At 71.6% G+C, this 14,882-nt stretch carries 17 protein-coding genes; 10 read left to right on the forward strand and 7 right to left on the reverse strand.

Annotated elements, in window-relative coordinates; genetic code table 11:
* Window positions 1-99: 99 nt before the first annotated feature.
* Window positions 100-774: an AIM24 family protein gene (locus HW837_RS23260; RefSeq protein ID WP_093789041.1), complete on the reverse strand. Its 675-nt coding sequence runs from the start codon at window positions 772-774 to the stop codon at window positions 100-102.
* A 103-nt stretch (window positions 775-877) separates the two neighbouring features.
* On the opposite strand from HW837_RS23260, the gene HW837_RS23265 reads away from it, so the two are divergent.
* Window positions 878-1,564 (forward strand): NUDIX domain-containing protein, encoded by a 687-nt coding sequence (locus HW837_RS23265; protein ID WP_045555586.1) that lies wholly within the window; start codon window positions 878-880, stop codon window positions 1,562-1,564.
* 48 nt (window positions 1,565-1,612) lie between these two features.
* Here the strand turns inward: HW837_RS23265 and HW837_RS23270 are convergent, their stop codons facing one another.
* Window positions 1,613-2,521, reverse strand: a complete 909-nt coding sequence (locus HW837_RS23270) for a LysR family transcriptional regulator ArgP (protein WP_093789042.1) — start codon at window positions 2,519-2,521, stop codon at window positions 1,613-1,615.
* 78 nt (window positions 2,522-2,599) lie between these two features.
* Here HW837_RS23270 and HW837_RS23275 point away from each other — a divergent pair, with 78 nt between their 5' ends.
* From HW837_RS23275 to HW837_RS23285, 3 genes are all read left to right on the forward strand, one after another.
* Window positions 2,600-3,211, forward strand: coding sequence for a LysE/ArgO family amino acid transporter (locus HW837_RS23275; RefSeq protein ID WP_196789159.1), 612 nt, complete (start codon window positions 2,600-2,602; stop codon window positions 3,209-3,211).
* 163 nt (window positions 3,212-3,374) lie between these two features.
* Window positions 3,375-4,694 (forward strand): MFS transporter, encoded by a 1,320-nt coding sequence (locus HW837_RS23280; protein WP_390623573.1) that lies wholly within the window; start codon window positions 3,375-3,377, stop codon window positions 4,692-4,694.
* Window positions 4,695-4,758: 64 nt separating this feature from the next.
* Complete coding sequence (locus HW837_RS23285; protein ID WP_045555583.1) at window positions 4,759-5,727, forward strand: aldo/keto reductase; 969 nt, start codon at window positions 4,759-4,761, stop codon at window positions 5,725-5,727.
* A gap of 21 nt (window positions 5,728-5,748) precedes the next feature.
* Here HW837_RS23285 and HW837_RS23290 read toward each other — a convergent pair whose 3' ends face one another.
* The gene (locus HW837_RS23290; protein WP_045555582.1) at window positions 5,749-6,249 is read right to left on the reverse strand and encodes a hypothetical protein; all 501 of its coding nucleotides are present in this window, start codon (window positions 6,247-6,249) and stop codon (window positions 5,749-5,751) included.
* A 325-nt stretch (window positions 6,250-6,574) separates the two neighbouring features.
* On the opposite strand from HW837_RS23290, the gene mraY reads away from it, so the two are divergent.
* Complete coding sequence (gene mraY, locus HW837_RS23295; protein ID WP_045555581.1) at window positions 6,575-7,642, forward strand: phospho-N-acetylmuramoyl-pentapeptide-transferase; 1,068 nt, start codon at window positions 6,575-6,577, stop codon at window positions 7,640-7,642.
* 39 nt (window positions 7,643-7,681) lie between these two features.
* Here the strand turns inward: mraY and HW837_RS23300 are convergent, their stop codons facing one another.
* From HW837_RS23300 to HW837_RS23310, 3 genes are all read right to left on the reverse strand, one after another.
* Window positions 7,682-8,218, reverse strand: coding sequence for a GNAT family N-acetyltransferase (locus HW837_RS23300; protein WP_045555580.1), 537 nt, complete (start codon window positions 8,216-8,218; stop codon window positions 7,682-7,684).
* A gap of 96 nt (window positions 8,219-8,314) precedes the next feature.
* The gene (locus tag HW837_RS23305; RefSeq protein ID WP_045555861.1) at window positions 8,315-8,866 is read right to left on the reverse strand and encodes a DUF6624 domain-containing protein; all 552 of its coding nucleotides are present in this window, start codon (window positions 8,864-8,866) and stop codon (window positions 8,315-8,317) included.
* Between the two features lie 14 nt (window positions 8,867-8,880).
* Complete coding sequence (locus tag HW837_RS23310; protein ID WP_045555579.1) at window positions 8,881-9,300, reverse strand: ATP-binding protein; 420 nt, start codon at window positions 9,298-9,300, stop codon at window positions 8,881-8,883.
* A gap of 268 nt (window positions 9,301-9,568) precedes the next feature.
* Here HW837_RS23310 and HW837_RS23315 point away from each other — a divergent pair, with 268 nt between their 5' ends.
* Window positions 9,569-10,423, forward strand: a complete 855-nt coding sequence (locus tag HW837_RS23315; RefSeq protein ID WP_177261741.1) for an SDR family NAD(P)-dependent oxidoreductase — start codon at window positions 9,569-9,571, stop codon at window positions 10,421-10,423.
* A gap of 28 nt (window positions 10,424-10,451) precedes the next feature.
* On the opposite strand, the gene HW837_RS23320 is transcribed toward HW837_RS23315, so the two are convergent.
* The gene (locus HW837_RS23320) at window positions 10,452-11,864 is read right to left on the reverse strand and encodes an NsdA family TPR-like regulatory protein (RefSeq protein WP_193380212.1); all 1,413 of its coding nucleotides are present in this window, start codon (window positions 11,862-11,864) and stop codon (window positions 10,452-10,454) included.
* A 303-nt stretch (window positions 11,865-12,167) separates the two neighbouring features.
* Here HW837_RS23320 and HW837_RS23325 point away from each other — a divergent pair, with 303 nt between their 5' ends.
* From HW837_RS23325 to HW837_RS23340, 4 genes are all read left to right on the forward strand, one after another.
* On the forward strand, window positions 12,168-12,989 hold the full coding sequence (locus HW837_RS23325) for a helix-turn-helix domain-containing protein (protein ID WP_045555577.1): 822 nt from the start codon (window positions 12,168-12,170) through the stop codon (window positions 12,987-12,989).
* 3 nt (window positions 12,990-12,992) lie between these two features.
* Window positions 12,993-13,244: a DUF397 domain-containing protein gene (locus HW837_RS23330; protein WP_045555576.1), complete on the forward strand. Its 252-nt coding sequence runs from the start codon at window positions 12,993-12,995 to the stop codon at window positions 13,242-13,244.
* A gap of 289 nt (window positions 13,245-13,533) precedes the next feature.
* Window positions 13,534-14,034, forward strand: a complete 501-nt coding sequence (locus HW837_RS23335; RefSeq protein ID WP_045555575.1) for a hypothetical protein — start codon at window positions 13,534-13,536, stop codon at window positions 14,032-14,034.
* A gap of 34 nt (window positions 14,035-14,068) precedes the next feature.
* Window positions 14,069-14,878 carry an SAM-dependent methyltransferase gene (locus HW837_RS23340; protein ID WP_045555574.1) on the forward strand — a complete coding sequence of 270 codons (810 nt, stop codon included), beginning with the start codon at window positions 14,069-14,071 and terminating at the stop codon, window positions 14,876-14,878.
* Window positions 14,879-14,882 lie beyond the last annotated feature (4 nt).

A 14,882-nucleotide genomic window follows, 5' to 3' on the forward strand; every position in this document is an offset into this window, starting at 1 on the left:
ACCCCCAGATTCGAAAATCTGTTCGCTTGGGCCGTGTGGTGCGCCGCGACGGCGCGTCTCCGTCCCGGGCGCCCCGGCTCCCTCTCCTCGTGCGCCGTCTCAGTGCTGCTGGGCCTGCGGGGTCGCCTCGCTCGGCCGTACGACCACGAAGCCCTCGCCCTCCAGCTTCAGCTGCACGGCCTCCCCGGAGCCGCCGCGGATCATCGACCCGAAGGACTGCGAGCGGTGCAGCGAGGTGGACAGGTGTGCCGTCCAGCCCACCACCGCGTCCGTGTCGACGAACACCGGCAGCTGCGGCGAGACCGGGATGACCAGCGGATTGCCGTCACAGATGAGACCCAGTTTGCCCTGCCCCGTGAAGACACTGTTGAACAGCCCGCCACCGGTCATGCCGGCGCCCTTCACCGTCTTGATCTCGTACGACAGCGACGAGTCGAAGCAGAGCACGTTGCGGCCGTTGACGGTGAACACATCGCCCGGCTCGATGTCGACGATGAAACAGTTCTGCGCCTCGTGCGCGAACCAGGCCTCCCCCTGACCGCGCACCGCCATCAGCGCCAGCCCCTCCCCGGTGACCGCCCGCTTGAGCATGCCGCCCACGCCCTGGCCCTTGCGTTCGAACTGCAGATTCCCCCGGAAGGCGATCATCGCGCCCTGCCGGGCGAGCATCTCACCGTTGACCGCGTACTTGATGGACTTGGCGTTCTGGACGCTCATCCCCGGCGCGTACGCCGGCTGGACCATGTGCTCGTTGGAGAAAAGATCGCTCTTCATACGGGCATGCTGTCCCGGACTGCCCGGCTCCGCCAAGCGACGCGCGCGGCAAGCCAATTGAGAAGCCTGACAACATCTCGCCCGGAATGGTAGAAGCGGACGCATGACCAACAAGACCGTCGGCGTCGACCTCCCGGACCGCCGGGGCCGCACCGGGCTCGACCGCACCGGCCGCGACCTGACCGGCAACCCGCGCGTCAAGGTGCGGGACGTCCGCCTGCTCTCCAGCCACTGGTACGTGGAGCGCACGACGACCTTCGACTTCCAGCACGCCGACGGCACCTGGAGCACGCAGGAGCGCGAGACGCACGACCGCGGCAACGGCGCCACCGTCCTGCTCTACGACACCGACCGCGAAACCGTGCTGCTCACCCGGCAGTTCCGCTACCCGGTGTACGTCAACGGCCACCCCGACGGGATGCTCGTCGAGACGCCGGGCGGCCTGTTCGACGAGGAGGACGAGCACCCCGAGGTCGCCGTGCGGCGCGAGGTCGTGGAGGAGACCGGCCACACCATCGGCGAGATCCAGCACGTCTTCGACATCTACATGAGCCCCGGCTCGGTCACCGAACGCGTCAGCTTCTACGCCGCCCCGTACGGACCGTCGACCCGCACCCACGAGGGCGGCGGGCTGGAGGAGGAGGGCGAGGACATCGAACTCGTCGAACTGCCCTTCCGCCGGGCCCTGGAGATGATCCGCAGTGGGGAGATCGCCGACGCCAAGACCATCATGCTGCTCCAATGGGCGGCGCTGGACGGCCCGTTCGGCGCCGGTCGCGACGGCGCCTGAGGACGGCGCCTGAGGACCGCGCCTGAGGACCGCGCCTGACGGCAGCGCTCAGGGGCCGAGCGCCTCGGCGGCCTCGGCGGCGACCGCCTCCGCCACCGCAGTCAGCGCGGGGGAGTCCAGCTTCCACTGCTGCCAGAACAGCTGGGCGTCCACGAACCGCTCGGGTGCCAGGTCGACGAGCCGGCCGCTGTCGAGCAGCCGTCCGGCCTGGGCGGCGGGCACCATGCCCCAGCCCATGCCGGCGGCCACGGCGTCGACGAAACCCTCCGAGGTCGGCACGTAGTGCCGGCGGGGAGCGGCCGAGCGTCCGCGCGTCAGCCGCCGGACGAAGGCGTCCTGGAACTCGTCCCGCCGGTCGAAGAACACCACCGGCGCGTCGGCGATCAGCTCCTTCAGCGGTGTGCCCGATCCGAAGCCGAGCCACCGCTCCGCGAAGGCGGGCGCGGCGCACGGCCGGTACCTCATCCGGCCGAGCGGCCGGACCGAGCAGCCGGCCACGGCGTCCGGTGCCGAGGTGACCGCGGCCATCACGAGCCCCTCGCGCAGCAGCCGTGCCGTGTGCTGCTCGTCCTCCCGGAGCAGTTCGTAACAGGGGCGCAGTTCCTCCGGCACCCGGGTCAGGGCGGGCAGGAACCAGGTGGCCAGCGAGTCGGCGTTCACCGCGATCGACACCCGCGTGGTCTCCCCGGTGCCGGTCATCCCGAGCGCGGCGTGCGCGTCGTGTTCGAGACGGGCCAGCTGGCGCGCGAACCGGACGATCACCTCACCGGACTCCGTCGGACGCACCGGCTTCTCCCGGATCAGCAGGACCCTACCGACCCGCTGTTCCAGCGCCTTGACGCGCTGGCTGACCGCCGACGGCGTCACATGCAGGGCACCGGCCGCCGCGTCGAACGTGCCCTCGTCCACGACGGCGAGCAGGGTGCGCACGAGATCGAGCGGAAGCTGAGACATCACGATTGCTAATGATACGTAAGAATCTTTAGCTGTACGCATGGTCGTGGATTTCCTAGCGTCGTGGATGTGTTCAGCGAAATGACAGCCCTCGCGGCCGGCTTCGGCACCGGCCTCTCCCTCATCGTCGCCATCGGAGCCCAGAACGCCTTCGTCCTCCGCCAAGGCCTGCACCGTGACGCCGTGCTCCCGGTCGTGGCCATCTGCGCCCTCTCCGACGCGGTGCTGATCGCCCTCGGCGTCGCCGGGGTCGGCGCGGTGGTCGTCGCCTGGCCCGGCGCGCTGACGGCCGTCGCCCTGGTCGGCGGCGGCTTCCTCCTGGTCTACGGCGCGCTGGCCGCCCGCCGCGTCCTGCGGCCCGGCGACGACGCGCTGCGCGCGGAGAGCGGGAGCGGGGCGGCGGGCTCGCGGCGCCGGGCCGTCCTCACCTGTCTGGCGCTGACCTGGCTCAACCCGCACGTCTACCTGGACACCGTGTTCCTGCTCGGCTCCATCGCCTCCGACCGCGGCCCCCTGCGGTGGACCTTCGGCCTCGGCGCCGGCCTCGCCAGCCTCTGCTGGTTCGCCGCCCTGGGCTTCGGCGCCCGGCTGCTCAGCCGCTTCCTGGCCCGCCCGTCGGCCTGGCGGGTCCTCGACGGCCTGGTCGCAGTGACCATGCTCGTCCTCGGCGGGATGCTGATCGCCGGAGCCTGAGCGGCGGCCGCGGGCGACACACGAGCGTGCGCGTGCGGCCCACGAGCGTGCGCGGGTCCCGGCGACAGCATGTGAGACGGCGGCGAAATCGCCTGTCCCGGCGGTGGTGATCTCCGCGATAGTGGTGCCCGTATCGAAAGATGTATCGAGCATCAGGATGCCCGTGGACACCACCCAGAGCAGCGCCGGCGACGACACCGCACCGGAGGACGACAGCGCGGCGGAGGACGTCCCGACGGCGCCGGCCCGCAGCGGCTGGCGCCGCTGGGCGATGGACACCCGCCCGCTGCGCCGCCCGGCCTACCGGCGCCTGTGGTCCTCGACCATCGTCACCGCCGTCGGCAGCCAGCTGACCGCCGTCGCCGTCCCCAAGCAGATCTACGACATCACCGGCTCCTCAGCCTGGGTCGGCTACGCGAGCCTCGCCGGCCTGCTGCCCCTGGTCGTCTTCGCGCTCTGGGGCGGCGCGGTCGCCGACACCGTCGACCGCCGCACACTGCTGCTGGTCACCAACACCGGCATCGCCGTCACCTCGGTGCTGTTCTGGGTGCAGGCCGTCACCGGCCACGAATCCGTGTGGACGCTGATGGCCCTGCTCGCCCTCCAGCAGGCGTTCTTCGGCCTCAACTCACCCGCCCGCAACGCCTCCGTGGCCCGCCTGGTCCCCGCCGGGGAACTCCCGGCGGCCGCCGCGCTCGGCTCGACCGTGATGCAACTCGGCCTGGTGGCGGGACCGTTGCTCGCCGGCGCCCTCATCCCGGTGATCGGCCTGGCCGAGCTGTATCTCCTCGACGCGCTGGCCCTCTGCGTCACCCTCTGGGCCGTGTACCGGCTGCCCTCCCTGCCGCCCCTGGACGACAGCGCGAAGGGGCGGGCCGGACTGCGGGAGGTGCTCGCGGGCTTCCGCTACATCGCCCTGCACAAGGTGCTGCTGCTGTCCTTCCTCGCCGACATCATCGCGATGGTCCTGGGCATGCCCCGGGCCCTCTTCCCGCAACTGGCCGCCACCACGTACGCGCCCTACGGCGAGGGTCTCGCCCTCGGCCTGCTGTTCGCCGCGATCCCCATCGGGGCCGTCGTCGGCGGCCTGATGTCGGGCACCTTCTCCCGCTCCCACCGCCACGGGCTGTTGGTGATCGCCGCCGTCATGGCCTGGGGGGTGGCCATCACGGGCTTCGGGCTGAGCACCAGCCTGTGGTTCGCGGTGGTGTTCCTCGTCGTCGCCGGAGTCGCCGACATGGTCTCGATGGTCTTCCGGGGCGCCATCCTGCTCTCCGCCGCGACCGACGAGATGCGCGGCCGGATGCAGGGCGTCTTCACCGTGGTCGTGGCCGGCGGGCCCCGCCTCGCCGACGTCCTGCACGGCACGGCGGGCGCCGCCTTCGGCACCCGTACGGCCGTCGCCGGCGGCGGCCTGCTCGTCGTCGCGGCGGTCCTGATCCTGGCGACGGCCACACCGGCACTGCGGCGGTACCGGATCTGACCGTTCGGCACACCGCTCTTTCGTACGCTTGTCAGCCCACCCCTCACCGGCAGGAGTTGCAACGATGCAGTACGTGAAGCTCGGCTCGACGGGTCTGGACGTGTCCCGGATCTGTGTGGGATGCATGAGTTTCGGCCTCCCCGACCGAGGCACGCACGAATGGACCCTGGACGAGGAGGCGTCACGCCCGCTGATCCGGCAGGCACTGGACGCCGGGATCAACTTCTTCGACACCGCGAACGTCTACTCCGACGGCACCAGCGAGGAGATCGTCGGCCGCGCGCTCGCCGAGTTCGCGCGCCGCGAGGAGGTCGTCGTCGCGACCAAGGTGAACGGCGCCATGCACCAGGGCCCCAACGCCTGGGGCCTGTCCCGCAAGGCGATCATGACGGAGATCGACAACAGCCTGCGGCGCCTCGGCACCGACTACGTGGACCTCTACCAGATCCACCGCTTCGACCCCCACACCCCGGTCGAGGAGACGATGGAGGCCCTGCACGACGTGGTCAAGGCGGGCAAGGCCCGCTATCTCGGGGCGAGTTCGATGTACGCCTGGCAGTTCGCGAAGATGCAGCACACCGCCCGGCTGAACGGCTGGACACGGTTCGTGTCCATGCAGAACCACTACAACCTCCTCTACCGCGAGGAGGAGCGCGAGATGCTCCCGCTGTGCGAGGACCAGAGCGTCGCCACGCTGCCCTGGAGCCCGCTCGCGCGCGGCCGCCTCACCCGGGACTGGAACACCGTCACCGCGCGCGCCGAGACCGACGAGTTCGGCAAGACCCTCTACCAGGAGGGCGACCGGGAGATCGTCGACGCCGTCACCCGGATCGCCGGTGAGCGCGGTGTGCCCCGCGCGCAGGTCGCCCTCGCCTGGCTGCTGAGCCGGCCCACGGTCACCGCCCCCATCGTCGGCGCCACCAAGCCCCACCATCTCGCCGACGCCGTGGCCTCGCTCGACGTCACCCTGACGGAGAAGGAGACCGAGGAACTGGAGCGGCCCTACACCCCCCGCGCGATCAGCGGCCACTGAGCGGCCGCGGGGCCGTAGGCCTCACAGGCGGGAGTACTCCAGGCGCACGGTCGTGGCGAGCCGGGCCAGGGCCTCCTCGGCGCCCTCGCGGTCGGTCCTGTCCAGGAGCGCGAGGGCGTCCGCGGCGGCCAGGCGCACCCGCTGGGGCACCTCGTCGAGGGCGGCCATGCGGTAGGCGATGGTGCGGCGGGCCTCGCGCTCCTCGGCACTGACCCCGCTCGGCCCGGTGCGGGGGAAGACGGCGGCCTCGTAGGCCGTCACATGGATGAGGACGCCGTGTGCGATGCCCTCCGCGTAGCCCCGCTGCCCGGCCTGCCGCTGGGCCATGGCGAAGTGCGCCATGGCCCGTCGCCGCACGATGAGCGAGCCCACCATGCCGACCAGCCCGGCGCACACCGCCGCCCCCAGGGCCACGGGGCCGCCGCCGATCAGCGCGCCGATGAGGGCGCCGCCCGCCATCAGCAGACAGGTGAGCCCGGTGGTCAGCATCAGCAGGGCGCGCGCGGGAGTGAAGGAGGCCATGACGTGCAGTGTCTCAGCCTCGCCCGGGTGCGCGAGCGGTGGGCCGGTGGGGGAGCGGCGGGGCGGTCCGTGCCGCCCGGTCGGTCGACGCCCGCGACGCCGGGCGGGCGCCCGCGAGGGGGTCGGGGGATCGCGGCGGGACGGTTCACCCCGTGAGCACCGTTTCGAGTGACCCGGCGACCGGGCCGCGCTTGCCCGGATGCCCCTCAACTACCCAGCGCGGTACGAAGATCAGGTGACTGCATAGGGTGGGGCCCGTGAGAAACAGCGACACCGGTGCGGCAGTCGCGTGTCCGAGCGCGACCGAGGGGGAGACCACCGTCCGATGAACCAGATCCTGTACGCCGGGGCCATCGGCCTGTTCCTGACGCTGATCGGCACTCCGCTGCTGATCAAGCTGCTGGCCCGAAAGGGATACGGCCAGTTCATCCGCGACGACGGCCCGCGCGGCCACGCCGGCAAGCGCGGTACGCCCACCATGGGCGGCATCGCCTTCATCCTGGCCACGCTCGTCGCCTACGCCGCGACCAAGGTCATCACCGGAGAGAGCCCGACCTACCCCGGTTTCCTGGTGCTCTTCCTCATGGCGGGCATGGGTGTGGTCGGGTTCCTGGACGACTACATCAAGATCGTGAAGCGGCGGTCGCTGGGGCTGCGGGCCGGGGCCAAGATGGCCGGGCAGCTGATCGTCGGCATCGTGTTCGCGCTGCTCGCCATACGGTTCGCGGACGACCGGGGCCAGACGCCGGCCTCCCTGAAGGTGTCGTTCGTCACCGACTTCGGCTGGACCATCGGACCGGTGCTGTTCGTCGTCTGGGCCCTGTTCATGATCCTCGCCATGTCGAACGGGGTGAACCTGACCGACGGTCTGGACGGCCTCGCCACCGGCGCGTCGGTCATGGTCTTCGGCGGGTACACCTTCATCGGCCTGTGGCAGTTCCAGAACTCGTGCGCCAACGCCCTCGAACTCACCGACCCCGCCTCCTGCATAGAGGTGCGCGACCCGCTCGACCTCGCCGTCGTCGCGGCCGCGCTGATGGGTGCCTGCTTCGGGTTCCTGTGGTGGAACACCTCGCCGGCCAAGATCTTCATGGGTGACACCGGGTCCCTGGCGCTCGGCGGCGCGCTCGCTGGTCTCGCCATCTGCTCCCGCACCGAACTGCTCATGGCCGTCCTCGGCGGGCTGTTCGTCCTGATCACCATGTCGGTGGTCATCCAGGTCGGCTCGTTCAAGCTGACCGGCAAGCGCGTCTTCCGGATGGCCCCGCTCCAGCACCACTTCGAACTCAAGGGCTGGTCCGAGGTCCTGGTCGTGGTCCGCTTCTGGACCATCCAGGGCATCTGCGTGATCGCCGGCCTCGGCCTGTTCTACGCGGGCTGGGCGGCCGGCTGATCGGACGGCAGTCGACGCCCGACGTACCGGCCCTCCGCGCTAGGAGACGTCGGGCGCCACCCGGAACACCACGCTGCCACGCGGCGATCCTTCCGGCATGGTCCGGTCCTCGAAGTCCTCGCTCGGGTTCCGGGTCATCCCGAGGCGGCGCATCACGGCCTGGGAGCGAAGGTTGCCGGCCATGGTCACCGCGAGGATCTCCGGGAGCCGCAGCTGCTCGAAACCGAAGTCCACGACCGCCCGCCCGGCCTCGGTCGCATAGCCGTGGCCCCACGCGGCACGCGTGAGCCGCCAGCCGGCCTCCACCCCGGAGAACGGCATGTCCTCCTCCACCGGATCCAGCCCGGCGAAGCCGATGAACTGCCCGGTGGACCGCACCTCCATGGCCCACCACCCCCAGCCCCGCCGGTCGAGGTCGGCCTGGAAGCGGGCGACGGACGCGTCGCTCTGCTCCCTGGTGAGGACACCCGGGAAGTGTTCGCGGACTTCCGGGTCGGCGTTCATGGCAGCCCAGGGAGCGAGGTCGGACTCCCGCCAGTCGCGCAGGAGGAGGCGTTCGGTGCGTAACTCGGTCACGGGGTGAACGTAACGCGACCGCGAGGCGGAGGCGATCGAATATCCGGGGCGAGGACGCCGACCCGGACCCGACGTGTTCCGCGGGCACTCCGTGGTTCACAGCCCGCCGCTCGTCCCCAGGTCGAGGCGTACCGCTCGCAGGTGGTCGGTCAGGGGGCCGAGGCCCACGTCCCCGCGGCGTTCGTCGACGGACTCGGGGTGGCGGATCGGGTAGGGAAAGAGGGTGCCGGGGTCGATGCGGGTGCCGTAGAACTGCGGCTGGTTCAGGGCGACGGCGCAGTGGTCGGCGATGTACGCATGGTGCACCGCCGGGCAGCGGCCGTCCGCGACCGCCTCGGCGATCAGGTCGCGGCAGGCGAGCTGGAAGCCCAGGTCGGGGGAGTGCAGCAGGAGCATCAGGGCGGCCGTCGAGGCGGGTTCGCCGACCGACTCGGCGGTGGGCCACCCGTGGCGGGCGACGATCGCGCGCAGGGCCTCGCCGTTGCCGCTGTGGCACGCGGCGATACGCTCCCGGGCCGGTGCGGTGGGCGCGGACCGGGCCTCCCGGGCCAGCCGCCGTTCGTCCTCGGCCCGGCGGATCAGCTCGGCGGCGAGCACCCGTTCGCGGGGCGACCCGGTGCCGGGTGTGGGTTCCGAGACGGGTTCCATGGCCGGGGCGCCCTTCACACCGGCTCCCGGACTGCGAGCGAGAACCACACCTTCTTGCCCACGTCGCCCGTGTCCGGCGGCTCGGTGCCCCAGTCGTCGGCCAGCGCGGAGACGATGGACAGCCCCCGCCCGGACTCGGCGAACGAGGTCACCGCGCGAGTCCGGGGCGGCACGGGCGAGGGGTCGGCCAGTGTGACGCGCAGTTCGCGTCCGGAGCACTCGAGGACCACGGCGATGGTGTCGGCGGGGTCGGCGCCCGCGTGCCGGACCGCGTTGGCGAAGAGTTCGTCGGTGGCGAGGACCGCGTCGTCGACGATCGCGGACAGTTCCCAACGGGCGAGGTGCGCCGCCACCGTACGGCGCACTCCGGCGGCGCACGACGGGTGCGCGGGTACCGCCATCCGGAAGAGGCGGGACCTCTCGACGGAGATCAAGGCAGCCTCACCGCACCCGGGGGTCGTCCGGCCCCGCCGGACGCGTCGTGGACGCTCCATCCCGGATCGGGCGCCACCGCGGCTGGGATCCGTCGGCGGGACCTGCCGACACTGACCGCCGTCATCGAGTTCCTCCACATCCTCGAAGGTGGTTCTCCTGGGGGTGCTGTTGTCGAAGACAACAGCACCGGGCACACAAAACGCCAGGTGGTGGAGGGGTTGTGCAGTTGCGGGCGGGTAGTGGCGCCCGCTGTATAGGTTCCCCACCATGGTGAACGTCGACGAGAGCCCGTCCCGGCGGGAGCGGTACGTCCCCGCCGGGTGGCCCGGTATGCGGGGCAAGAGGGTGGTGGTCACCGGGGGCACCCGGGGGCTGGGCGAGGGGGTCGTACGGCTCCTGCTCGCCGAGGGGGCCGAGGTGGCGACCTGTGCGCGCCGGACGGCGGGACTGACGGCATTGGGCGACTCCTTGACGGCGGAGGAACGGGCCAGGCTGTTCACCGACGCGCTCGACGTCACCGAGCCCGGACGGCTGGAGGACTTCGTCACTGCTGCGGCGAAACGTTTCGTCCCGTCGGGCCGCACACGCGGTCTCGACGGGCTCGTCGCCTGTGTCGGCGGTTCCCGGGGCGGCGACGCGTTCGAGCAGGCCGACGGCGCCGACTGGGCGGCCACCTGGGAACTGAACGTCGGGCACGCCACCCGTCTCGTCCGCGCCGCGCTGCCGCACCTGCGCGCGGCCGGCGGCGGTTCGGTCGTGCTGATCGGTTCGGTCTCCGGCTGGAAGCCGGGCCCGCCGGCCCAGTACGGGGTCGCGAAGAGCGCCCTGATCCAGCTGGCCGCCTCCCTGGCCCGTGAGCTGGGCCCGGACCGCGTCCGCGTCAACACCGTCTCGCCGGGTTCGATGCTGATCCCGGGGCGCCGCTGGGACCGGATGCGCCGGGAGGAGCCGCGGGCGTACGAGGCGTTCGTCGGGGCGGAGTTGCCGACCGGCGCGCCCGTCACCCCGCACGAGGTGGCCCGTACGGTGGTGTTCCTGCTCTCCGACTGGGCGACCGGTGTCTCCGGGGCCCACCTGCCGGTGGACCGGGCCCAGAACGCGCCCTCGCCGCACGGCTACTGAGGCGGGCGTCCGCCGCGGCACGGCCACCTCAGGCAGCCGCCCCCAGCACCACACGCGACCGGCGTTCGAAGTCCTGTACGAGGGGCTCGTGGCGGTGGGACGCCAGTCGGCCCCGGAAGTCGCGGAGGGCCTGGATGGACCGCTCGCTGTGCACACCACTGAGCGCTTCGAGCGCGTCCGAGGCGGTGGCGACGGCCTCGTCGAGGCGGTTCTGCTGGAGGTGGGCCGTCGCGAGCACGGAACGGCTGATGGCCTGACGCCGGCGGCGGTCGGCGTGGGCCCGCACCGACGCGCCGGCCGTGTGCTCGGCCTGCGCGGCGAGGCCCAGGTCACGGAAGCAGAGCGCGGACTCGGCCTGGAGGTAGTGGTGGTCGAGGAACCGCACCCAGGGCGACTCCTCGGCGGCACCCCGGCTCGCGTCGAGCTGCTTCTCGGCGGCGCGCAGTGCCTCGGCGGTCTCGCGGGGCCGGCCCAGCGCCGCGTGGCCGCGCGCGGACATGGCGTGCAGCCGCATCAGGCCGAGGGGGCTGCCCGAGTCCTTCGCGGTGGCGACCCCGGCCCGGGCCAGCACCACACCCTCGTCGGGGCGGCCCAGACTGGTCGCCAGATGGGACAGCCCCGCCAGGATCTGCCCGCCCAGCACATGGTCGCGGCCCTCCGCGCAGAGCCTGAGCCCCTGCGTCATGTACCGCTGGGCCAGGCCGTACTCCCCGACGTCGTACGAGCTCCAGCCCGCCATGGCGGCCAGCCGGGCGGCGGCGGCGAACAGTTCGCGGCGGTGGTGCGGGGTGACACCGCGCTGCTGGAGCAGGGGGATCACCTCGGTGGTGAGGTACTGCACGATGCTCGTGCGGATCCCGCCGCCCCCGTAGTGGTTGTCCATCTCGTCGAACATGCGGAGCATCGCGTGGACCTGCTCCACCGGCCCGCCTCCCGAAACGGCCGCGAGCCGGGGCGCGTCACGGCTCTCCACCAGCCAGAGCAGCCAGGCCCGTTGGGGGTTCGTCAGGGCGCCCGGCACGAACGGCACCGCACCGAGCAGACTGCGCCGCGCGATGTCGGTGGAGCCCAGCTCGGCCAGGGTGTGCAGGGTCTCGGCCACGTTCTCGACGTACATCAGCGCCCGTCCCGTCACCGGTCGTCCGCGATCGAGCGGAAAACCGAGGTCGGCCGGAGTGAGCGCGCGGCCCAGCCGTTCGCCGAGGACCGCGGCGATCAACTCCGGTGTGTTTCCGCGTGGTTGCTGGCCCTGGAGCCAGCGGGTGACGGAGGCCTTGTCGTAGTTGGTGTCCGCCCCCTGACAGCGCCCCAGTTCATTGACCCGCAGGGCGAGGGACGCATACGAGCAGCCCGCCTCCTTCAGGGCTGTGGCCAGCGGCTTGTTGGGCCCGCCGGCCCCTTTGACCGGGCTCCTCGGTAATCCGTTCGTCACGGCGGCCATCCAGGTGTCGCATCGTGTCGGCGCGCGGCTTGACCCCTGCCCGCCGTGGCGCCAACTCCTGGGCGGGCCGGAGGAGTTCGAAGGACCTTGCGCAGCGTGTGCGGTAGGTCACTCGATCACTATGGTGGCCGAACGGCTCAGCCCGCAACCTGCGTTCTGATAATTTCAAAATGAACCGCGAGGACCTGTCCGTGTCAACGGATCGCGTGGCACACTGCACGCTGTGAATCCCGCCCCGGGAGGTTGCACGTGAGTGAGACCCGCGTCGGAGGGAGCGCTCCCGCGGCGCCCACCGTCCTGCGCATGGTCCTCGGCAGACGGCTCCGCCAGCTGCGGGAGCGGGCCGGCGTCTCCTTCGAGGAAGCCGCCCGCGCCATCGAGGTCACCGCACTGACGGTCCGCCGTATGGAGAAGGCCGAGGTCGGCCTCCGCATCCCCTACGTGAAGGAGTTGCTGCGCACCTACGGGGTCTTGGGCAACGAGATCGAGGACTTCCTCTCCCTCGCCCGCGAGGCCAACCAGCCCGGCTGGTGGCACAAGTTCCGCGACGTGCTGCCCGAATGGTTCAGCGCGTACGTGAGCCTGGAGAGCGAAGCCGCCGTCATCCGCCTCTACGAACCCCAGTACGTGCCGGGCCTGTTGCAGACCCACGACTACGCGGCCGCCCTCATCCGGGTCGGCTTCCCCAACGCGAGCCCCGAGGAGGTCGAACGGCACGTCGCCCTGCGCCTGAGACGCCAGGACCTGCTGGTCAAACCCGAGGCGCCCGCCGTCTGGGCCATCCTCGACGAGACCGTGCTGCGCCGGCCGGTGGGCGGCCCGGAGGTCATGCGGCAGCAGATCGACCGGCTCGTCGAGGCGACGGAACGGCCCAAGGTCAGGATCCAGATCATGCGGTTCGCGGCCGGTCCCCACCCCGGGGCGTACGGCCCCTTCCACTACTTCCGGTTCGGTTTCTCCGAACTCCCCGACATCGTCTACACCGAGGGTCTCGCGGGCGCCCAGTACGTCGACCAGCCCGTGGACGTCGTGACCTATCTGGAGGTCCTGGACCGGATGTCCGTGCAGGCGGAACCGGTGGCTCGGACCAGGGACATCCTGGCGGCACTACGCAAGGAGTTGTGACACATGGCAAGGACACCCGACGGCCCCGTCCCGAGCGGCATGCCCGCTCCCGAACTCGGCGCGGAGGGCTGGCGCAAGCCCTGGAGCGGCACGAACGGCGGTTCCTGCGTCGAGGCCAAGCGGCTGCCCGACGGCCGGGTCGCCCTCCGGCAGTCCACCGACCCCGAGGGCCCCGCGCTCGTCTACTCGCGGGAGGAGATGGTGGCGTTCCTGGAGGGGGCGAAGGCGGGGGAGGCGGACTTTCTGATCGCCTAGTAGCTCGGGGGTTTGGGTGCGTCGGCGGGTGCGGGTTCGGTGGGGCTTCTCGCGCCCCCGCGGCGGAGCCGCATGTCGACACGGCCCCGCGCCCCTGAAGAGCAGGGGCTGCGCCCCGTGCTCTTCGTGCCACCGGCAGCCGTCACCCGGGTCACTACGCCCGCACAACCGGACAACCCGCACGCGCACTCCCGTCGTCGGTCGGACCCGCCCAGACTGGGGGCACCTCCGGGCCGGGAGCCGGTCCCGGGAGGGCCGACACCCGCCCGCGTACCCCCGAAGGGAAGGGATGACAGCGTCCCCCATCCCCGCCCTCACCCGGTACCGGACCCTGATCGTCGAGGGACACGAGGGGCACGGCCGGACCCGCCTGGTCGCCGAGCTGGCTCACCTCGGGTTCGCGGTCCGGCGGCTGCCGTCCGCCCTGCACCACCTGGACCCCGCCCTGCCCTGCCGCGAACTCCTCGCCGGACCCGGACGCCTGGCCGTCGACGGCAACCTCATCGCGGAACTCGTCCACGGCCCGCTGCGCCGGGGCCGCTCCCGGGTCACCTGGATCCAGGCCCTGGACCTCGCCGACGCCGTGGCCGAACGCGACGGAGCGATGCTCCACCTGACCACGTCGGAAGTCACCGAGGCGGCCACCGCCTACGCCCGGGTGTTCCGCACCCTCGCCCAGCACGTACCCGTGCTGACCCTCGATGTCGGTGAGCCCGGCGGCCCCATCCGTGCGCCCGCTGCTCGCTCGCACCAACTTCGAGATGCAGCACGGCAGTTGACGATAGGTTAGCGACGACCACGCGATGTGAGGCAGGAGAGTCCCCATGGCAGAAGGCCACCCCACCCCCGATCAGGAAGCCCTGTCGAAGATCGACACCACGGTGCCGCACTCGGCCCGTATCTGGAACTACTGGATGGGCGGCAAGGACAACTACGAGGTCGACCGTGAGGCGGGCGACGCCTACCGCGAGATCGCCCCCAACATCGAGACGATGGCCCGCGCCTCCCGCGTCTACCTCATCCGCACGGTCACCTTCGTGGCCCGCGAGCGCGGGATCCGCCAGTTCCTCGACATCGGCACCGGCCTCCCGACCTACGACAACACCCATCAGGTCGCCCAGAAGGTCGCCCCCGAGTCCCGCATCGTCTACGTCGACAACGACCCGCTCGTCCTGCGGCACGCGCAGGCCCTGCTCACCAGCACCCCCGAAGGGGTCACCGACTACGTCGACGCCGACCTGCACGACCCGGACACCATCCTCGAGGCCGCCGGCAAGGTCCTCGACTTCGACAAGCCGGTCGCCCTGATGCTGATGGGCATCCTCGGCCACATCCAGGACTACGAGGAGGCCAAGGAGATCGTCCGCCGCCTCCAGGCCGCCCTGCCGTCCGGCAGCTACTTCGTCCACTACGACAGCACGGACACCGACGCCGAACTCAAGCGCGCCCAGGACGGCTACGACGACACCGGCGCCGTCCCCTACGTCCTGCGCAGCCCCCGCCAGCTCCACGCCTACTACGAGGGCCTGGAACTGCTGGAGCCGGGCATCGTCTCCTGCCCGCTGTGGCGCCCCGAACCGGGCACCGCTCCGGAGCCGACGGACGTGTACGGGGGAGTGGCCTACAAGGCGTAGCGGC

Source organism: Streptomyces caniscabiei (assembly GCF_014930365.1).
GTDB classification, from domain to species: Bacteria; Actinomycetota; Actinomycetes; order Streptomycetales; family Streptomycetaceae; genus Streptomyces; species Streptomyces caniscabiei.